Origin of the sequence: Dolichospermum flos-aquae CCAP 1403/13F, assembly GCF_012516395.1 — a bacterium.
In the GTDB taxonomy this organism is placed as follows: domain Bacteria; phylum Cyanobacteriota; class Cyanobacteriia; order Cyanobacteriales; family Nostocaceae; genus Dolichospermum; species Dolichospermum lemmermannii.
Map to the genome: position 1 here is coordinate 4,653,849 of NZ_CP051206.1, position 19,306 is coordinate 4,673,154.

Here is a 19,306-nt window from a genome sequence, read left to right on the forward strand (position 1 = left end):
ATTTAATTAAGCTGTGGTGAGCATTTCTGACCGCATTTGTGCAATTAATTTATCTAAATTACCTGTATTTAACCGATAACTTAAAGGGTGAACAATTAACCGGGCTGTACTTTCATACAAAGTCGCAATTTCAATTAAACCATTTTCTTTTAAAGTCTTTCCCGTGGAAACTATATCAACAATTGCTTCTGACATTCCCGTAATTGGACCTAATTCCACAGAACCATACAAAGGGACAATTTCTATCGGTAAATCCAAACTTTGAAAATACTCTCGCGCACAATTTACATATTTAGAAGCAACTCGACCATGAGCAGGTAAATCTAACGGGGATTTGTAGGAACTAGCCGCTTTTACAGCTACAGACATTCGACAATATCCAAATTTTAAATCCACTAATTGGGCGACTTGGGGCTGTTTTTCTCTGAGAACATCGTAGCCGACAATTCCCAATTGTGCTTGACCATATTCTACATAAACAGGCACATCTTGCGCTCGCACTAATAAGGCTTTCGCTTGTCCACTAGCATCAGTAATTTGTAATTGGCGGTTTCCTGATTCTAAGAAAGCACTAAAATCTAATCCTACAGATTGTAATATGCGGAGACTAGGTTCAAGTAGTCCCCCTTTTGGTATTGCAACAGTTAACATTCTTTTTTTTGGTATTCTTAATGTGTTTGCAGTTCACTATATTGAGAATATATCTATATTGCCATTAGCAACAGAATGAAAATTTTATTAGTTGATGATGAAGTTGAGCTAACTGACCCTTTAAGTCGTCTCTTGACCCGTGAAGGTTATAGTGTTGATGCTACTTATGATGGGACAAGTGGCAGTAATTTGGCAGAAATAGGCAGTTATGATTTACTGATTTTAGATTGGATGTTACCGGGAAAAACAGGGTTAGATATTTGTCAGGAATTACGCCGTCAAGGTAAAACAACTCCTGTACTATTTCTCACGGCAAAAGATACCCTAGATGACCGTGTACAAGGTTTGGACGCGGGCGCTGATGATTATTTAGTCAAACCTTTTGAATTGCGGGAATTACTGGCAAGAGTCCGGGCTTTGTTACGTCGTACTGGTACAGAATCTTATAGTAGCACCACAGGAAAGCTAGTTGTAGCCGATTTGGAACTTGATATAGAAAATCAAATAGCTTATCGTCATGGGAGAATCATAGAACTCTCTCAAAAAGAAAGTCAGTTGTTACAATACTTCATGGAAAATGCTGGAAAATTACTGACGCATGGTCAAATTTTGCAGCATTTATGGCAAAATGAGGAACAACCTAATAGTAATGTGATTGCGGCTTTAATTCGTCTGTTGCGTCGCAAGGTAGAAGGAGTGGGTAAAACACCAATGATTCATACTGTTTATGGTAAAGGTTATCGTTTTGGTTCGACTGGAATTGAATAAACCAGGACATAAATGATCACAATTTAATTCTGATTGATATACTAAATCTATCCAGAAATATGAACTACTAACTCTCTCACATTATTCTGTTGACGATGTTCCCAAACATAGATTCCTTGCCATGTTCCTAATACCAAATGACCACGATTAATGGGAATTTGTTCGGAGGTATGGGTTAAAACTGTACGGATATGTCCTGGCATATCGTCTGGTCCTTCAGCATCATGAATGTAATGGTTTCCTTCTGGGACTATTTTGGCCATGAAATTAGCTAAATCAACTAATACATCAGGATCAGCATTTTCTTGAATTACTAAACTAGCTGAGGTGTGACGTAAAAATAAACTACAAAGCCCAGTTTCTATACCAGATTCAGCAACAATAGCTTCAATTTTGGCGGTAATATTGTGAAATGATTTTCCATGGGTGGAAACTCTTAATAGTTTTTGGTAGTGGGTCATAATCCTCATGGTGTAATATCCCCGACTAATTTTTCAATGATATCAATAAATAATGAATCAATGGTAGAAGTAGGGGATCTGAATACTTACAAATAATCTATCACAGCTTTAGCTATTGTTTCATTGCCATTTTTATCAATGATTTTAGTTTGCTTCGGTGGTTGGGGTGACTGATAAAGAAAATCCCAATCTCCCTGAAAAAATTCCGGTACTGTGAGAATTTGATGATGATTGTAATTAGTAATTCCTGCTAACATAAAAGCAGCTTCGGCAAAATCATCACGAGGTATAGTTACTACTGGTACATCTAAAAGGGTGGCTTCTGAAAATGTCCCATAACCAGGTTTAGAAATAATTCTGCCACAAATTGGCATAAAATCTACAGGACGGTATTGACGATTTGTAACTTTAATTAAGTTAGGTAAATCTGGGGCTGAAGCATCAAAAGTAATAAATTGCCAATCGGGAAATTTGTTGATATTTGTATAGGGAATTGCTTGTAAACCTAAACCCCCAAATGTTAGTAAAATTGTTTTTTCTGGAGGTGTACTTATTCCCCAATTGGTGCGTAATTTATCAATAGAAAAATGGGGAAAACCACCAGTTAAGCCTACATCTGTAATGTTGGTAAATGCTGACATAGGTTCATGGAAAGGAAGACGAAATAAAAGGTCGCATTTTCCATACCAATCACTAATCCAATCAGCCATTTCTGTAAATTCTCCTCCCCAATCTCGATAGATAAAATCCCAACCAAAATTACTAATCATCCAACAGGGGATATTTGTAGCTTCAGCAAATCCGGCAGCGAGAAAAGGAATATCTGCCAAAATGAGATTAACGCGATTTTGACGAATAAAATTAACTTCTGAAGCAATTAAGGATTTGTGATTTTTTTTAATTTCTCGTAGTTTTTCCAAAGTTGCTGATTTATCCATTGTCAAACTATCAACTTGAACAACACCTAAATCAAACGCCCGTGGACGTAAAATAAAATCACCTTCCATATAAGATTCCAGCAACCAGCGAGGTGCAGTAGTAACTAGAATTAATAACGCTTCAGGACATAATTTTTGGATAGTGTTAGCTATGGAAGCTGTGCGGGTAGCATGACCAAAACCGTGATTGGTAATTGCTATATATATAATTGGTCTGTCCATGATTTCAAAAGAAAAAGGTTAAAAAGTATTTGTGTAGGTTAGGTTGATGCAAGAAAACCCAACATTAAAAATCATTTGTTTTGTTGGGTTTTCCCCAAAGCCATTGCTCCGCGTTCACGCAGTGTCCCGCAGGGATACGTTCACGTTCCACAACCCAACCTACTTGATATTGCTGCTATTAATTGGTCAATTTCCGACTCTAAAGTTAGATAATGAACACTCACCCGAATGCAATTAGGATTGGCAATTGTTCGTGTTAAGATATTTTCAGACTCTAGAGATTGCACCAATTTAAAACTAGGTTGATTAGTTACTTGAAAAGAAACTAATCCACTTTCTGGAGGTGAATTCTTTAAACATTTGACATTAGCTAAAGAGTTTAATTTTTGCCAAAGATAATTACTATTTTGGCAAATTTGCTCATATCGTTCCTGTGCTGTTCCCCATTGTTCATGAATTGTAATTGCTTGCTTTAAACCCACATATAATGAAGTTGGTAAAGTGGATACTTCATATCTGCGTCCATCTGGTTGCCAACCCGTCGGTTGGGCTTGATTATTAGTAATTATCCCACTCAAACCAATAAAGGTAGGGTGCAAACTTTCCCTCGTTTCAGGACGCACATATAAACCACCCACACCCGCAGGACCGCATAACCATTTGTGACCAGTAAAGGCATAAAAATCTACCCCCAAAGCAGTTAAATCTAAAGGAATCACACCCACTGATTGAGCCGCATCTATCAATAACAGCGAATTATTACTTCTGCATACTTCGACAATCTTATCAATAGGTAAAACTTGACCAGTATTCCACAAAACATGACTTAAAACTACTAAGCGAGTTTTGGGACGGAGATTTTCAGCAATAATACTGATAGGATCACCTTCATTTAAAGTAGCCATTAAGGGACAAATGGTAACTTCTACCCCAAACCTGCGGGCAATTTCCTGGGCTGTAGCAATTACTCCAGGGTGTTCGCAGTCGGAAAGAAGCAGATGATCACCTGCGTGCCAATCAATCCCCCACATCGCAATATTACAACCTATCGTGACATTACCTGTGAGAGTAATTGTGTCACTTGGTACATTTAATGTAGATGCAATGGCTTCCCGACTGGCTTGTATTTGCGGTGCAATCCAACTATACGCCTCACTCCCAAAAGGACCTATACTTTGAATATGTGCCTGAGATTGGCTAATAGCATCCATAGCCCCTTGAGGCATTGTCCCCTGTCCTCCGTAGTTAAAATAAATTTTATTACTTAAAGCGGGAAATTGTGAGCGATGATGATGTAGGTTATTCATAAAATAGGTTTGCGGTTTTTGATCTAATCTATTGATATATACTTTTATCAACAATTAATCAACATTAACTTTTACATCAAAAACTATGAATTGGTGGCAACGACTCAACAAAAACCCTCTAGCACGAACTGGGGCAATTGTCCTCTTCTCTTTGTATTTAGCAGTGATTGGTGCTGATTTTATCGCTCCTTATAACCCTTATGATTCACAACCGAACGGTTCACTACTTCCACCGACTCAGATTCATTGGGTATCTCAATCAGGGCAGTTTATTGGACCCCACGTATATCCTACAACACAAGGCGATACTAACTTAGAAACCGGGGAAAGAAAAATAATTATAGATCAGACAAAACCTTCACAATTACGATTATTTGTGACTGGGACAAAATATCAATTATTTAACTTGAGTATTTCCCTACCTCCAAAATGGCAGGAAGTCACAATTATCCCTGGTATTTCTTTAAATTGGCATTTGTTTGGTGTTATTGGTGACGCAAAATTGAATATTTTGGGAACAGATGAACAAGGACGCGACCAATTTAGTCGCTTGTTACATGGTGGTCGAATTAGTATGTTTATTGGTATTTTCGGGATTATCATTACCTATCCATTGGCATTGCTTATTGGTGGTATTTCCGGCTATTTTGGCGGAATAATTGATAGTATCATCATGCGTTTAGCAGAAGTCTTGATGACCTTTCCGAGTATTTATTTATTAGTAGCATTATCAAGTATTTTGAGTCCAAAATTAACCAGCACTCAGCGATTTTTATTAATCATTATCATCACTTCTGTAATTAGTTGGGCAGGTTTAGCGAGGATAATTCGCGGACAGGTATTATCAATCAAAGAACTCGAATTTGTGCAAGCAGCAAAGGTAATGGGTGGTAATCCTATTTATATTATTGTTCGTCATGTTTTACCACAAACTGCAACTTACATTATTATTTCTGCTACTTTAACAATTCCTAGTTTTATTGGAGCAGAAGCAGTATTAAGTCTAATTGGTTTAGGTATTCAACAACCAGATCCTTCTTGGGGAAATATGCTTTCTTTAGCTAGTAATGCTTCTATTTTAGTGTTACAACCTTGGCTAATTCTACCACCAGCAATTCTAATTATTATCACCGTTTTGTCATTTAATGTATTAGGTGATGGCTTACGTGACGCTCTTGACCCTCGTAGTGTGCAAAGGTAATTTATGAACAAGCGATCGCAATTATTTTATCTTGATAGTGCGATCGCAAACTCTCTTTTTTTAGATGGAAATTTCAGAGCAATCAAGGAGAATATGATAGACAGTGATTGGACTTCCTGTGGAGCGATCATGTTGACTCACCAACTCATTGGGTAAAGAAGCAATAACCTCAACTTGTGTCAATTCTTTTATTATAGAAAGGCCATTGTTAGATTCAGTAAATTTTCTAGTAAGTTCTCCAATCCAATATTCATAATTATCACTTTGAATGTAGCCAATCATAGCCGCCTCTGGATACTGAGTAGCATAAGCAGTTCCAAATATAAATTGTTGTAATCCTTCTTTATCTGTGTATTTACTTATGGGATATCCCCGTTTACGCAAACGCTTTGCTTCAAAAATATACTTTTTACGTGGTTTACCCCTAGTGCATTCAACTACAAGATCAACCCTACGTCTAGATTTTCCAGTACGTCCTTCTCCTACTACTGGTTGATCTTCTGCTATAGAGTAGCGTACAAATCTAGGTGGTGTATCAGGATCACCAAGTCTTTTGTCTATTTTCTCAGCTATAAAACCTGTAATATCTGTTTCTTCTAATGTAGGTTTAATAATCGGTCGAGCATCTTCATAACCCCAAGCAAGTAGCTGATGTGCATTTCTACGAAAAGATGGATCATAAGCAACAATTAAATCTACATCAGGACTGCTTTTTGACATTAATTTATTGCTCCATTATCATAAATTTTTATCCCTGAGAGAAAGTATTTCAGCAATAATATCATCAGAATCATTTAACGCTTGTGTTTTTGTCCAATCAATCAAGCGTGGAGTTTTACAAATATGAATTTTTGAACCATCTATTATAGATATACCGCGTTGAATATAAACCCATTGACTAAACTGCTGTTTCAGCTTTGGAGTGATTGTTTCTAAGAAAGATGAGAAACTTTCATTGGCTTGTTCAATAGTAACGGTTATAGGTTTATCTGATTTTTTGATTCCGACCGTACAAATAATCATTTCATTGGAAAGAACAATTGAAATCTGATGATGGAGAGCAGGATCATCCACAAAATCATCTAATTCATTTACCAAACATTGACCATAATCTGTTATGGCTTCTTGGCTAGGCTTTTCAGTCGCTGAATTAACTGCTTTACCATTATTCAGCTTAAATCGAACCTGCCAAAAATCTCTTGCTAAAATGCTTATATCATTAGGAATTTTAATTATTTTCTCTAATTCTTTATCAAGCTTTTCTTGCAGTAGCATATCAACATTTTCTGGCACTGATAAAGATTCTTGATAAAAAGCCATTTCAGAAGAAGCTAGTTCTTTCTGAAGTCGAGATAATTCTCTAATTTGGTCTGAGGATAAATTAGGGATAGGAATATTTTTGATATCTTTATGGCTAATAAAACTTCTGGCGATACCCCATGATGAACTTTGAAAGAATAAGTAGTATTTGCTGATACTAGAACTCAGAAAAACTGAAAGAGCGCGTAATAAATCAGCATCTGATTTACTTCCAGATAAACCAACTTTAGGATGGGGAATGACAAAATTAATATCACTATAGATAAAGTAGTTAGGAGATAGAATTAAATGTGGAGCATAGGCAACGGTTAAGCCTATTATTCTACCTTTTCTTATAAAATACTTTTCCGGTGGAATTAATCGTAAAAATTCTTCCGGGATTGAAAAGCGATTCTTCGATTGTGCCATTAAATTGGCATTAAGTATCTCTAAGCCTTTAAGATAGTAAGCTTCATCTATGGAATCACTTTCTTGATTGTGCAAAATTGAACCATCTCTAAGTTCTAATCCCTGATGAAGATACCAACCTTTTTCTTCAATTAATTCACCTAAATTAATTGTAAATAATCGGCGTAAACGCTTAATAGCTCTTTTGTCCCGGTAGCTACCCCATAAAGCTAGTTTCCAAACTATAGCTTCTCCAGTTTCTGCGTCATCAGGTGAAACAGTTTGTATTTCATTTTCATTAATAGTGATTATCCAGGTTGAATTTTTTTTATCTGCTTTCCAAGATCGATTAGAAATTTGATTAATGACAAAAGGAGAATAATGAATAATCGGTGGTTTTTCTTGTTCTGGTTTAGCTTTGCTATAAACTACAGTTGCAGCAGGAGCTTCTCCCCTTTTACCAAATAGGACATAAGCCAAATTGGAAAAGTTAGTAATTCGTACAACTTCATGTTGCTGAAAAAAGTGTTTACGGTACTTTTCAGACTCATGGTTAAATAAACTCTTGGCGTGTATAAGTAAACCTGCACAACCTTCATCATCTAGTAGATCAGTTACTCGCCAAGTAAAAGCTTCACAAACTCTGTTACCTGTAGCTGGCCGATTAACAAAATTGTTTTTAATCCAAGTTCGTGCTAATTCTTCACCCTTTGTCTCTGGCTTCAGTTCTATCCAGGGTGGATTACCTACAATATAATCAAACTTTAAATTACTTTTAAAAAATTCAGATTCATTATCGAAGAAATCACATTCAAAAATTCTGTAATTATGTAATTTAGGAAATTGAAAATCTTTATGCTTATGTAAATCTGGCGGCTCAATATAGTTGAGCATCGTTAGAATTAAACTAAATTCTGCTACATAGCAAGCATCAATATTTCGCTCAATACCATAAAAACTTTCAAGTAGAATTTTTCGTAATTCTTTAGCATCTATTTTTTTATTTGAAGTCTTAGCTAATTCTATTTCAATTAATCTACGATAAGCTAGGACTAAAAATATTCCCGAACCACAACAAGGATCAAGAATTTTCATTCCTCTTTCAAGAGGTTTAGTATAGTGAATTTCAGATAGCAAATAGTCTGCTACAGGTTCAGGTGTATAAACAGCACCGACTTTTTTTCCTTTACCTTGTGCATGAAGAAACTGCTCATAGATTGATGATAATGTTTCCACGGGAATATAAGAAAAGTCATATATATCAAAATCAAGATGAAGCTGACCTGAAATAGGATCATCTCCTTTAAAAACAGATGCTACCAAGGATACTATTTCGTCCTTTGGTGCTTTTTTACCCTGTAATGGTAAAGGAAATATATCACCATTAAAACGGCTCTCTAATGCCTCAACTAGCTTACGTAATCCTTCTAAGGTTGCATTACGACCAAGTACAGTATCTAGAATAATATTATTTTCGTCTAACCACTGTTTAGATAGAATTCCTCTATCCCAAAGGTAGCGAATATAGACATATTTACCAATTAATGCGTGAGCAACTGAGAGGTCGATTCCTTCTTTTTCTAGTCGCTTTCCTAACTTTTCTAGGTTGTTTAGTAAATGTATATCTACGCGTTTTTCAGGAATAAGATATTTAGCTTGAGTTTGCCAAAGCCTACCAGAATCTATTGATTCAGCAAAAACATAATCTAATTTAGTTTGAATATTAGCAATATTAGAATCAATTGTATCTATTAAGCCTTTGTTTTTATTTTCTTGGTCATAATCAAAACCTGTATAAACTCTAATTTGATTGGGAAGAACTACTATTAAAAATGGTGCGTTACCAAGATTCCAGAGTTTGCGATGAATATCCCTAGCTTCTTCTGGTGTTTTGGCTTCTGCAACATGAACAGCGGGTCTAACAGGCAAAATTTCATCACTAGCAGGACTAGTGCGAAAAACATAAGTTCCCTTTACACCAGCTTTTTTCGCAGCACGAAATATATGCTCCGTCGATATGTCGTGTTTAACACTAGTATCGCAGTAGTTTGGCGACTGAGCATAGTCAAGTACATTTAAGACCTGTTCTAGCTGCAAAAGAAATCCTCCTCTTACTTAGTTAAGTTAATACACTAAACTTATGAACTTATGAAAAATTTTTGTTCAATACATGGCAACGCCTAAATATAGAACAATAATACTAGGCAATGTATAGCAAGTCAACATCTTATTCTAACTAATAAATGGTTATAAATACAAAAGTTAGACATAGTGTATTATGATTGGGTGTGATTTTGACTGTAAAGTAACTAAAATTTAGATAAAAAAGCGGGCATAATGCCCGCACGACGGAATAAATAATTTTTTGAAGATATTTAATATCTAATTCTCGGATCTACATAAGCATTAAGAATATCAATCAAAATACTCGCACTCACAACAATTGCCCCGAAAAATACTAACACACCCTGAACTGTAGGATAATCTCGGTCGGAAATAGCTTGATATAAACGATTTGCTAACCCTGGCCAGGAAAATGTCACCTCTGTTAAAATCGCTCCACCTAATAAGGAAGCAAATGTTAATCCTAATACTGTAATTACAGGAATCAAGGCATTCTTTAAAGCATGGGAAACTAAAATCTTATTTTCAGAAATTCCCCGCGCTCTAGCCGCTTCTATATAATCAGCTTTTAAAGTTTGTTTTAAATTAACTCTGACAATGCGTTCAAAAATACCACTTAATAAAATTCCCAAAGTTAAACTTGGTAAAGCTAAATGATGTAAAGCTGTAAAAAATTGACTTAAATTTCCAGTCAATAAACTATCAATTGTATATAAACCAGTAATATTTGTAGGTGCAGGAAGATTGGGCGGAAACCGATTGGAATTGGGAAACCAACCCAATTGAACTGAAAAAACTAATTGTAATAACATACCTGCCCAAAACATCGGTAGTGCGTAGGTAATAATCCCAAATAAACGCCCCCCAATATCAAAACCAGTTCCCGGATGAGAAGCGGAAATAGTTCCCACTAAAACGCCAACAATCAGCGCCACAGCCATACTCGCAAATGCTAATTCTACGGTTGCTGGAAAATATTGACCAATTATTTCACCTACATTTTGCCCGCGACTGGTTAAAGAAGTTCCTAAATCAAATTGCAGTAATTTACCTAAATAATTGAGATATTGTAACCAAATTGGTAAGTCCAAACCAAGTTGTTTTCTTAATTCTTCTTTTGCACTTTCTGGCGCTCTTCCTCCTAAAATAGCATCTGCGGGATCTCCTGGCGTAGCTCTAAGTAAAAGAAAAACAATGGTGATAATAGTGAATAGTTGCAATGGCGCAAATAGCAACCGGGAAAAAATGTAATACTGTAATGCTTTAGAACGAGACATATTTATTAATTAAAAATTCAAAATTGAAATCGACCTAAAACCTCGTTCCTTGTCTCTGACAAGGAATGCAGCCTAGAGGCTCTGCCTCTTGTTAATTATATGAGGCAGAGCCTCTAAATGGCATTCCCAGCCGGAGTCTGGGAACGAGAGAATGAGAGAGAAATTACCCGGTATTGATACTACTTTTTAATTGTTTTGTAAATTAGGTTTTGGGTAGGATCAAGATTGATATTGGCTACGCCTTTTTGAGCAAATACAAAATCTTTACTTTGCCATAAAGGGATGTAGGGAACATCAGTTAATACTTGGGTTTGAATGTCGGCAAATATTTTTTTCCGAGTTTCAGGATTTTGTTCTTTGCGTTGTTGATCTATGAGTTTATTCATAGCTTCACTATAATAAAATGACCCCTGAGATTGACTGCCTCCTTCTTCACAACCTTTAGCAACTGAACCTTTGGCACAGGCTAAAAATGGTTGAACATAGTTATCTGGATCTAAAAAGTCTGGATACCAATTAGTTAAGGTGCTGGGATATAAACCTTTGGAAATTTCTTTATAGAAAGTTGCACCTTCGACGGTTTTAACTTCAAATTGCAACATCCCATCCATTTTAGTATCAGCGAGGGATTTTAAGGTTTGCGCGACTAAACTCCGAGTCATTGAACTTGCAGGATACCAAATTTGCACTTTGGCCGGATTTTCTTGGGAAAAACCAGCAGCGACTAAGGATTGTTTGGCTTCTGCAAATTTACCATCACCATATTTATCTTTAAACAATGGTTGGGAAACATTGAAAGTTGTGGGAATCATGCTGTAAAGCGGATCAGCCTGTGATAATAATACCCGATCATTTAATAATTTACGATCAATTAATGATGCGATCGCTTGTCTCACCTCTACTTGATCTAAAGGTTTTTGATTGCGATTTAAAGTCAGATAAGTAACTACACTACCTTGAGCAGATATAGCTTGCCAATCTCCCTTTTTCGCACTTGCTTCTAAACTCTGAATTTGATCTGGTTGTAAGGATAGATAAGCCACATCTATTGCACCAGTTTTAAAGGCATTAAATAAGTTGACTGGACTGGTTTGAATTTGGACATTTACACCTTTGTTTTCTGGTTTTGTTCCCCAATATTTATCAAATACATCAAACTTTAAGGAATCAGTTCCATATTTGGCTAATTTATAAGCACCAGTCCCCACAAAAATATTCGGTTTAAATTTTCCAGCCCCAATTTCATAGGATTTTGGTGAAACCGCACAGACTCCAGAAAATGCTAACAATGAAGGAAAAGCTGCAAAGGGTTTCTTCAGTTTAATTGTTAATTCATACTCCCCTGTGGCTTTAACTGAAGCTACGGTATCAGAAAGCAGGAAAGACGGTTTACCTTTGTTTTCGATAAAGCGTTGCAGACTAAACTCCATTGCTTTGGCATTGAAGGGAGTATCATCATGAAATACTACTCCTTTGCGAATGGGAATAGTATAAGTTAAACCATCTGCACTCACTTTTGGTAATGCTGTGGCCAATTGTGGTTTAATTTCTGTACTACCTGGTTCATAAGTGTACAGGCGATCGCTCATATTAAATACTAAACTCAAAGATCCCAATTCATACGCATCAGCAGGATCAAGAGTTCTTGGCTTTTCCGTTGTCCCTACGGTAATCCGACCATCACCCGTCCGAGTATTTATAGTATTAGACTGTGGTGTATTTGTTTGCTGTTTAGGAGTACAACTAACAACCAATAATAGACAAAGACAGAACAAAGATAGGAATTTTGTCATCCTACCCCATTGTTTAATTAGCAAGGAACACCAAGTGATCATTATTAAAGTATTTTCAATCAACGGTCAGTCATTATAGCAGGGAAGAGGGAATATTGATCTTTTTCCCATAACTTAATTACATAACTCATAATATACTCAAATTTTTTATTAAGTTATGTATTTGAATTTGGTAATTTTCCTAAATGAAGATGGATTATTCTATTATTAAAAAAATCCTGATCGAAGCATTAAATAAATTATGGTTTTAACAGCTTCTACAATGTTGCCTCTAGGCACGAAAGCACCAGATTTTCATCTACCAGAAGTAGTATCTAGAAAAATAATTTCTCTTGATAATTTTGCCGATAAAAAAGCATTGTTAATCATGTTTATTTGTCGTCACTGCCCATTTGTTAAGCATATTCAACAAGAATTAGCCAGATTAGATCAAGATTACAGCAACAGTGACTTAGGGATTATTGCCATTAGTGCTAATGATGCTAAAAATTATCCCAATGATGCCCCAGAATCATTAAAAGACATGGCTATAGAACTGGGGTTTGATTTTACCTTCTGTTACGACGAAACCCAAGAAACGGCAAAAGCATATACAGCAGCTTGTACACCAGATTTCTTTTTATTTGATAGCGATAGAAAACTCGTTTATCGTGGACAATTAGATGATAGTCGTCCTAGTAATAATCAACCTGTTACAGGTAAAGATTTAAGAGCAGCTATTACCGCAGTCTTAAATAATCAACCTGTGACAAGTGAACAAAAGCCCAGTATTGGTTGCAATATCAAATGGAAATCAGGTAATGATCCTAGTTATTAAGGGTAATTGGTGATTGGTAATTGGTAATTGGTAATTGGTGATTGGTAATTGGTAATTGGTAATTGGTAATTGGTAATTGGTAATTGATAATTGGTAATTGGTAATTGGTAAAACTCTTACCTGTTCCCTGTTCCCTGTTCCCTGTAACCTGTCACCGGCCCCCTCCCCTACCCCCTGTAACCTGTCACCTGTCACCTGTTCCCTTTAATGCTGAATTTCCAAATTGAGAATATAACGCCCTAATTGGATTTTTCCTGTCCATAATTCGTATTCTAAACGGAGATTCTCTGGAAAAGGATGCCCGCTAAGAGTAAAACTTTTGGTAAAATTACGCAAACGGATAGATTGATGGGGTTGTAATGATTCATTTGGCAACCAGAAACGACTAATGCCATAAACACCTAATTCCCAAAAGTGACGGTAACTGACTTGTGCATTACCTTGCATTGTCATAATTAACCGCCGAGATGAAATTTCCAGCCATAAAATTCTGGGACTGCTGGGAGGAGAAAAATTGTTTTTAGTTGGGTAAATTGTATCTTCTGGATTTAAATAACTGCCTACTTCACAACTAATAAGAGGTGGTGCAGTTAATAGTAAATGAAATTTATCTGTATCCTTTTGAATTAAAGTTCCAGCAGTGTCAACCACAGACCAAATTGGTAAGTCGGTGGAAATCATTGATAAACATACGGGTTTGCGGTGGTGAGTTAGCATGAGAGTGTGAGGGATTAAAAATGAAGAGTAAAAGTTTAGCGATTTTCTAAATTGCCAGTTTTGCCTATTATTTAACGTTACGGCTGACGTTTTTGGTAGAAGCAACAAAACACAAGACATTTAAGCAAGATATCTAATAAATAGTAAAACCTGCTTCATCGTTAGCAAATATTTTGATTTGTTAATCTAAACCATTCAATATGGTATTACCTGTCACCTGCTATCTACCAGAAGAAGGATTATAGTTGCCAAAAAGCGGTAGGATACTAAATTGGAAGTGAATAGTGACAATTAAGTCGCTGTTTAGCTTTTATTCTATTCAAAAGTCATTGTATCCTAATGTCGGCTATTGTTATTAATTTAGAAACTCAAGCAAACTCTTCTGATCACTTAATTATTCAGCGCCCTGCCTCTGAATTGTCTTTGCAGGGACGTATCCGAGTCCCTGGAGATAAGTCTATTTCTCATCGCGCTTTGATGTTGGGTGCAATTGCTGAAGGTGAAACTCAAATTCAAGGACTGCTGTTAGGTGAAGACCCCCGTAGCACTGCGGCTTGTTTTCGGGCGTTAGGTGCGGAAATTTCGGAATTAAATACAGAATTAGTCAAAGTCAAAGGCATCGGTTTAGGCAATTTTCAAGAGCCTATAAACGTCTTGGATGCGGGTAATTCTGGAACAACGATGCGGTTGATGTTGGGATTGTTAGCATCCCATCCAGGGCGATTTTTCACGGTGACTGGTGATAGTTCTTTGCGATCGCGTCCTATGTCCCGTGTCGTCAAACCACTGCAACAAATGGGGGCGCAAATTTGGGGACGCAAGGGCAACACCTTAGCACCTCTAGCCATTCAAGGACAAGCCCTCCAGCCCATTCATTATCATTCTCCCATCGCTTCGGCTCAAGTTAAATCCTGCATTCTCCTCGCGGGTTTAAACACCCAAGGACAAACCACCGTTACTGAACCCGCTTTATCACGGGATCACAGTGAACGAATGTTAAGGGCTTATGGCGCAGAATTAAGTATAGATCCAGACCGCAATAGCGTCACGATCACAGGTGGGGCGAAACTCTACGGACAAACTGTAATTGTCCCTGGTGATATCAGTTCAGCGGCTTTTTGGTTGGTTGCGGGGGCGATCGTTCCTGGTTCAGATTTGGTAGTCGAAAATGTCGGTGTGAATCCTACCCGCACGGGGATTTTAGAAGCATTGGCACTCATGGGGGCAGATATTCAACTAGAGAATCAACGGGAAGTAGCGGGAGAACCTGTGGCTGATATCCGTGTCCGTTCCGGTGGTTTAAAAAGCTGTACGATTGCTGGTGATATCATTCCCAGGTTAATTGATGAAATTCCCATTTTGGCAGTTGCAGCGGCTTTTGCTGAGGGGACAACCATTATTCGGGATGCGGAGGAGTTAAGAGTCAAAGAGAGCGATCGCATTACCGTGATGGCACAACAACTCAATAAAATGGGGGCAAAAATCACCGAACTACCCGACGGGATGGAAATCACCGGCGGTACTCCCTTAGTCGGTGCGGAAGTAGATAGCCATACAGATCATCGCATTGCCATGAGTTTAGCGATCGCAGCCCTCAACGCTACTGGTACAACTACCATTCACCGCGCTGAAGCTGCTGCTATTTCTTATCCCAACTTCACAATCACATTACGGGAAATTTGTCAATAGTTTTTAGGGACAGGGTAAAGGGGGATAGATTGGCAAAAGGAGAAATTAAGTAGTAAATTTAAAAATGAATGAAGTATTTAACACTAAAACAAAAACAATATTTAGCAGAAATAGCTAACAGTTATGCTAATTTACAATGTGTTCAATGTGCTGTAGCTATAAAAAACTATTTACAACTGGTAGGAATCCAAGGCAAACTAATTACAATTAATACACAAGCTGATTTAGATTATCGTAATTGTTTTCTTTATGATGATAGTATTGGAGGTGATGCCATTTCAGAAACAGGATATCATGAAGGAGTTATGGTTATAATAGATGGGATAGAAATTGTTTTTGACAATCATCATCCTCAAGGAGTAGCAAAGGTAGAATGGTTAGCTAATTTTCAATTTTTTGGTAAAATTCATTTAGGACAAGAGTTAATAGTCATTGAAGAAAACTTTTAATCAATATTCAGGAGAAAATTATGCTAGATATAACTATCGCTAATGGTAATAAAAATAGTCAAGAATATCTCTATGAGTTATTAACTAGAATTAAACAACGCCCAGGAATGTATTTAGGAAAAGTATCTATAACTCGGTTAAAAATGTTATTGATGGGTTACAGTATGTCCAGAGGTGAGTTAGGGTTACAACTAACACAACAAGAAAAACAATTTGCTCAATTTCAGAAATGGATACAAGGAAAATATCAAATTAATTCTACTGAAGGTTGGGAAAGTATTATTTTGTCTCAAGTAGAGGATGAAAAATTAGCTTGTGATTTATTTTTTCAATTATTGGAACAATTTAAGAATGAAATTTTAGAGTTGGATAAACTGACTGTAACAGTAGGAAAATAATACTATTATATCGCTTCCATAACTCGTACCCAAATTGCAGGGAGGAAAAAGAATACCTTTAGAAAAAATGTGGGAAGGAATTGATGCAGAATGAGTCTTTCTTAATTAATATTGATTTAACTCCTGAATATCAGAAGAATTTAAAATATTTAGCCAAAAAGTATCGAAATATTCGCTCTGATACTCAGTTTTTTACTACGGAATTACAAAAAGGAAATTTATTAGGGGATAGGTTAAGTGGTTTGTGATATAATATCAATACCATAAACAATAGGAGATGTTTTATGAATCAAACTATCAATAAAATTGTGGAATCAATTGAGTCTCTTTCTGGTGAAGAAAAATATTTATTATTTGAGCAATTAGCTAAAAGAAAATTATTTAATGGTTATGAAAAACTATATCCAAATGTCGGAGAATCTTTAGAAATAGCTGAATCTGATTTTAATGATTATCTTTCTAATTTAGAAGATTATGAAGATAGATTGGCAAAAGGAGAAATTAAGTGGTAGATATAAAAAGAGGAGATATTGTTTTATGTGATCTTAATCCAGTTAGAGGAACAGAACAGGCAGGAATTAGACCAGTTGTAATTGTACAAATAGATCAAGCTAATAAAGTTAGTCCTCATACAATTATTGTACCTTTGACTTCAAAAATTCGACAAACTATTTTAACATCTCATGTATTTATACCCGCTAATACTGGGGGCTTAAAACAGGATTCAGTTATTTTATGTGAGCAAATTAGAGTAATAGATAAATTAAGAATTAACAAAATTATTGGTCATTTAGAAGATGATTATTTATTTAAATTAGAACAAGCATTATCTGTAATTTTAGGGATTAATTTTAACAAAACAGAAAAAATTATTGATGAACTTTGAAATAAATAATTATATGGAAACAATAACTTTAAATTCTCATGTTGGTGAAGATGGAATATTACATTTAGATATTCCTGTAAATATGGTTAATGCTGATTTAACTATTACTATTAATTTAAAACATAGTGATGATTTTCAACAGGACAATAAACCAAAAGGAAAAGGTTGGCCTGCTAATTTTTTTGAGGAAACATCAGGATGTTTAAAAGATACTCCTTTAACTATAGATTCAGAAGGTGTTTATGATGATTTAGAGGAGTTTAAATTGTCATGAAATATTTGTGAGATACAAATGTACTTACTATCTTTGTTGCCAAAATTTAATAGTTTTATCTTTGCTACCACTAATTAATATTTGAGTATTTGGAATAAAAGTAAGAGATGTAACAGCACTATCATGTTGCTTTATTTCATCAAAAGGAAGTAACTTTTTATTAATAAAATCCCAAATTTTAATATAACCTTTATTGTCACCACTGGCTAATAACTTACCATTTGAACTGAATGTAATTGTGTTAATTATATCATGACCTAGATCACTAGAATTTTCTTCTTCTAAAATACCTACTTCCTCACCAAGAAGATTCCATAATTTTATTTGATAATTATCCTCACCCACACTTGCTAAAATTTTACCATCAGGATTAAATGCTAACGAATTAATCTTCATGCCATTGTGTATTTTGTGAGCATTCATAATTTCATGTTTTTCACATATAGTTAAATCTACTATTTCCCAAAAACATATATTTCCTCCACTGTCGGAACTCGCAAGAGTTTTATTATCGCTACTAATTGTAATTGATGTTATTTGTTTACCAATCCCGTGTTGTTGATTATCAATATTTTTTTGTGTTTTCCAATTAAACAATTGGATAGTTCCATCTTTACAACCGCAAATAATTAAATCTTTATTTATAAATGATAAGGAAGTAATTCTAGTATTGTTACCACCTTGTATTAATATTGAATATTTTTCTTTGCAATTATGATCATATATTTTAATGTAATTAATGTCTCCGTTTACTATCCCCGTTGCTATATAATCGTTTTGATTAATTGATGTAGGACTTTGATGATAAATACCTGGTTCTGCTCGTTGTACAAGTTCTAATATTTGTTCTCCAACAAAAGGAATGTTATTGATTAGTTTTGAGGGAAAAATTTGATGTTTCTTTTCTAATTTATTTTGATCATCATATTTAATATCTTCTCCATTTGTAGCATCAAACGGAACTCTAGCTAATGTTTGCCAAGTATCATCAAATCTTACAGCCAAAAAAGTACCTTGAGTAGAAATATCAAAATCACATATTTCATGATCAAGTTTTATTTTATGTAATAGATCCCATTTTTTCTGAGAACTGTCCTCAATTTTGGGAGAATTTGTGTAAGGTTCTTGAATAATTAATTCAAAATATTCTGATGAGGTTTCAAAATTTTGTAATTTTGAAGGAATTGTTGCTTTTGGACTACTCCACTGCCAAAATGCTTGATAAGGGTGTTTAATGTCATTATGGATTTTAGCAAAAATGTCCTCATCAACTTTTATTTTTGTTAATTTATTCCTAAAAACAACACCTTCAATAAATGGAATTTCTCTACCGAAAGAATCTTTAATTATGCCATCTCCGGGTATTCCCATATCTTTATAAGTTGTTTCAATTACACGAAATACTAACGTTAAATCACCCACAGGAGAATTATGGATTTGACGACATATTGCTTTTTTAGCTTCTGTTACATTTCCTCCAGCAACAGACTCAATGAAACTAGATACTCTAGCATCACACATGAAATCAGGTGCAACTATTGTTCTAAATCCAAGATTTTTACTACGACTAATGAGGAAAACCCAACCTTCTATTTTTTCCATACTATATTTTGTCATCATTTAACTT

At 35.5% G+C, this 19,306-nt stretch carries 21 protein-coding genes; 10 read left to right on the forward strand and 11 right to left on the reverse strand.

The features are described from left to right. Positions 1–6 precede the first annotated feature (6 nt). The gene (gene hisG / locus HGD76_RS22265; protein WP_168697061.1) at positions 7–651 is read right to left on the reverse strand and encodes an ATP phosphoribosyltransferase; all 645 of its coding nucleotides are present in this window, start codon (positions 649–651) and stop codon (positions 7–9) included. A gap of 75 nt (positions 652–726) precedes the next feature. On the opposite strand from hisG, the gene rppA reads away from it, so the two are divergent. Continuing rightward, complete coding sequence (gene rppA / locus HGD76_RS22270) at positions 727–1,419, forward strand: two-component system response regulator RppA (RefSeq protein WP_015078169.1); 693 nt, start codon at positions 727–729, stop codon at positions 1,417–1,419. Positions 1,420–1,466: 47 nt separating this feature from the next. Here the strand turns inward: rppA and HGD76_RS22275 are convergent, their stop codons facing one another. The 3 genes from HGD76_RS22275 to HGD76_RS22285 form a co-directional block, all read right to left on the reverse strand. Further along, the gene (locus HGD76_RS22275; RefSeq protein WP_168651848.1) at positions 1,467–1,880 is read right to left on the reverse strand and encodes a secondary thiamine-phosphate synthase enzyme YjbQ; all 414 of its coding nucleotides are present in this window, start codon (positions 1,878–1,880) and stop codon (positions 1,467–1,469) included. An 86-nt stretch (positions 1,881–1,966) separates the two neighbouring features. After that, a complete protein-coding gene (locus HGD76_RS22280; RefSeq protein ID WP_168697062.1) occupies positions 1,967–3,040 on the reverse strand; it encodes a glycosyltransferase family protein in 1,074 nt (357 codons plus the stop codon). A gap of 140 nt (positions 3,041–3,180) precedes the next feature. Continuing rightward, positions 3,181–4,347, reverse strand: coding sequence for an aminotransferase class V-fold PLP-dependent enzyme (locus HGD76_RS22285; RefSeq protein WP_148763662.1), 1,167 nt, complete (start codon positions 4,345–4,347; stop codon positions 3,181–3,183). Positions 4,348–4,432: 85 nt separating this feature from the next. On the opposite strand from HGD76_RS22285, the gene HGD76_RS22290 reads away from it, so the two are divergent. Continuing rightward, positions 4,433–5,548, forward strand: a complete 1,116-nt coding sequence (locus HGD76_RS22290) for an ABC transporter permease (RefSeq protein WP_148763660.1) — start codon at positions 4,433–4,435, stop codon at positions 5,546–5,548. Positions 5,549–5,608: 60 nt separating this feature from the next. Here HGD76_RS22290 and HGD76_RS22295 read toward each other — a convergent pair whose 3' ends face one another. From HGD76_RS22295 to HGD76_RS22310, 4 genes are all read right to left on the reverse strand, one after another. Next, positions 5,609–6,268 carry a hypothetical protein gene (locus tag HGD76_RS22295; protein WP_168697063.1) on the reverse strand — a complete coding sequence of 220 codons (660 nt, stop codon included), beginning with the start codon at positions 6,266–6,268 and terminating at the stop codon, positions 5,609–5,611. Between the two features lie 18 nt (positions 6,269–6,286). Next, entirely contained in the window at positions 6,287–9,352 is a 3,066-nt protein-coding gene (locus HGD76_RS22300) for an HsdM family class I SAM-dependent methyltransferase (protein WP_168697064.1), read from the reverse strand. Positions 9,353–9,630: 278 nt separating this feature from the next. Continuing rightward, positions 9,631–10,656 carry an ABC transporter permease gene (locus HGD76_RS22305; protein ID WP_168697065.1) on the reverse strand — a complete coding sequence of 342 codons (1,026 nt, stop codon included), beginning with the start codon at positions 10,654–10,656 and terminating at the stop codon, positions 9,631–9,633. Between the two features lie 179 nt (positions 10,657–10,835). Beyond that, positions 10,836–12,449: an ABC transporter substrate-binding protein gene (locus tag HGD76_RS22310; protein WP_210967670.1), complete on the reverse strand. Its 1,614-nt coding sequence runs from the start codon at positions 12,447–12,449 to the stop codon at positions 10,836–10,838. Between the two features lie 241 nt (positions 12,450–12,690). Here HGD76_RS22310 and HGD76_RS22315 point away from each other — a divergent pair, with 241 nt between their 5' ends. Further along, a complete protein-coding gene (locus tag HGD76_RS22315; protein WP_168697066.1) occupies positions 12,691–13,266 on the forward strand; it encodes a thioredoxin family protein in 576 nt (191 codons plus the stop codon). Here HGD76_RS22315 and HGD76_RS26150 read toward each other — a convergent pair. Both HGD76_RS26150 and HGD76_RS22320 read right to left on the reverse strand, forming a co-directional pair. Beyond that, a complete protein-coding gene (locus HGD76_RS26150; protein ID WP_325064845.1) occupies positions 13,263–13,364 on the reverse strand; it encodes a hypothetical protein in 102 nt (33 codons plus the stop codon). The genes HGD76_RS22315 and HGD76_RS26150 overlap by 4 nt on opposite strands. 106 nt (positions 13,365–13,470) lie before the next feature. Continuing rightward, entirely contained in the window at positions 13,471–13,983 is a 513-nt protein-coding gene (locus HGD76_RS22320) for a hypothetical protein (protein WP_168697067.1), read from the reverse strand. Positions 13,984–14,322: 339 nt separating this feature from the next. Between HGD76_RS22320 and aroA the strand changes: the two genes are divergently transcribed. The 7 genes from aroA (at position 14,323) to HGD76_RS22355 (ending at position 17,679) form a co-directional block, all read left to right on the forward strand. After that, positions 14,323–15,672 carry a 3-phosphoshikimate 1-carboxyvinyltransferase gene (aroA, locus tag HGD76_RS22325; protein WP_168697068.1) on the forward strand — a complete coding sequence of 450 codons (1,350 nt, stop codon included), beginning with the start codon at positions 14,323–14,325 and terminating at the stop codon, positions 15,670–15,672. 68 nt (positions 15,673–15,740) lie between these two features. Further along, a complete protein-coding gene (locus tag HGD76_RS22330; protein WP_168636441.1) occupies positions 15,741–16,121 on the forward strand; it encodes a papain fold toxin domain-containing protein in 381 nt (126 codons plus the stop codon). Between the two features lie 20 nt (positions 16,122–16,141). Next, complete coding sequence (locus tag HGD76_RS22335) at positions 16,142–16,519, forward strand: hypothetical protein (protein WP_168636440.1); 378 nt, start codon at positions 16,142–16,144, stop codon at positions 16,517–16,519. 83 nt (positions 16,520–16,602) lie between these two features. Further along, positions 16,603–16,767, forward strand: coding sequence for a hypothetical protein (locus HGD76_RS22340; RefSeq protein WP_210967671.1), 165 nt, complete (start codon positions 16,603–16,605; stop codon positions 16,765–16,767). A gap of 36 nt (positions 16,768–16,803) precedes the next feature. Then, the gene (locus HGD76_RS22345) at positions 16,804–17,031 is read left to right on the forward strand and encodes a hypothetical protein (RefSeq protein ID WP_168651846.1); all 228 of its coding nucleotides are present in this window, start codon (positions 16,804–16,806) and stop codon (positions 17,029–17,031) included. Further along, positions 17,025–17,405, forward strand: a complete 381-nt coding sequence (locus tag HGD76_RS22350) for a type II toxin-antitoxin system PemK/MazF family toxin (protein ID WP_168697069.1) — start codon at positions 17,025–17,027, stop codon at positions 17,403–17,405. Before HGD76_RS22345 ends, HGD76_RS22350 begins: the two co-directional genes overlap by 7 nt. Before the next feature lie 13 nt (positions 17,406–17,418). Then, positions 17,419–17,679, forward strand: coding sequence for a hypothetical protein (locus HGD76_RS22355; RefSeq protein WP_168697070.1), 261 nt, complete (start codon positions 17,419–17,421; stop codon positions 17,677–17,679). A 27-nt stretch (positions 17,680–17,706) separates the two neighbouring features. Here the strand turns inward: HGD76_RS22355 and HGD76_RS22360 are convergent, their stop codons facing one another. Further along, the gene (locus tag HGD76_RS22360) at positions 17,707–19,299 is read right to left on the reverse strand and encodes a WD40 repeat domain-containing protein (RefSeq protein ID WP_210967672.1); all 1,593 of its coding nucleotides are present in this window, start codon (positions 19,297–19,299) and stop codon (positions 17,707–17,709) included. Positions 19,300–19,306: the final 7 nt, after the last annotated feature.

Coding starts and splice junctions, on each gene's coding strand:
- hisG (WP_168697061.1), bottom strand. CDS start 651: ATGTTAACTGTTGCAATACCAAAAGGGGGACTACTTGAACCTAGTCTC.
- rppA (WP_015078169.1), top strand. CDS start 727: ATGAAAATTTTATTAGTTGATGATGAAGTTGAGCTAACTGACCCTTTA.
- HGD76_RS22275 (WP_168651848.1), bottom strand. CDS start 1,880: ATGACCCACTACCAAAAACTATTAAGAGTTTCCACCCATGGAAAATCA.
- HGD76_RS22280 (WP_168697062.1), bottom strand. CDS start 3,040: ATGGACAGACCAATTATATATATAGCAATTACCAATCACGGTTTTGGT.
- HGD76_RS22285 (WP_148763662.1), bottom strand. CDS start 4,347: ATGAATAACCTACATCATCATCGCTCACAATTTCCCGCTTTAAGTAAT.
- HGD76_RS22290 (WP_148763660.1), top strand. CDS start 4,433: ATGAATTGGTGGCAACGACTCAACAAAAACCCTCTAGCACGAACTGGG.
- HGD76_RS22295 (WP_168697063.1), bottom strand. CDS start 6,268: ATGTCAAAAAGCAGTCCTGATGTAGATTTAATTGTTGCTTATGATCCA.
- HGD76_RS22305 (WP_168697065.1), bottom strand. CDS start 10,656: ATGTCTCGTTCTAAAGCATTACAGTATTACATTTTTTCCCGGTTGCTA.
- HGD76_RS22310 (WP_210967670.1), bottom strand. CDS start 12,449: ATGACAAAATTCCTATCTTTGTTCTGTCTTTGTCTATTATTGGTTGTT.
- HGD76_RS22315 (WP_168697066.1), top strand. CDS start 12,691: ATGGTTTTAACAGCTTCTACAATGTTGCCTCTAGGCACGAAAGCACCA.
- HGD76_RS22320 (WP_168697067.1), bottom strand. CDS start 13,983: ATGCTAACTCACCACCGCAAACCCGTATGTTTATCAATGATTTCCACC.
- aroA (WP_168697068.1), top strand. CDS start 14,323: ATGTCGGCTATTGTTATTAATTTAGAAACTCAAGCAAACTCTTCTGAT.
- HGD76_RS22330 (WP_168636441.1), top strand. CDS start 15,741: ATGAAGTATTTAACACTAAAACAAAAACAATATTTAGCAGAAATAGCT.
- HGD76_RS22335 (WP_168636440.1), top strand. CDS start 16,142: ATGCTAGATATAACTATCGCTAATGGTAATAAAAATAGTCAAGAATAT.
- HGD76_RS22340 (WP_210967671.1), top strand. CDS start 16,603: ATGCAGAATGAGTCTTTCTTAATTAATATTGATTTAACTCCTGAATAT.
- HGD76_RS22345 (WP_168651846.1), top strand. CDS start 16,804: ATGAATCAAACTATCAATAAAATTGTGGAATCAATTGAGTCTCTTTCT.
- HGD76_RS22355 (WP_168697070.1), top strand. CDS start 17,419: ATGGAAACAATAACTTTAAATTCTCATGTTGGTGAAGATGGAATATTA.
- HGD76_RS22360 (WP_210967672.1), bottom strand. CDS start 19,299: ATGATGACAAAATATAGTATGGAAAAAATAGAAGGTTGGGTTTTCCTC.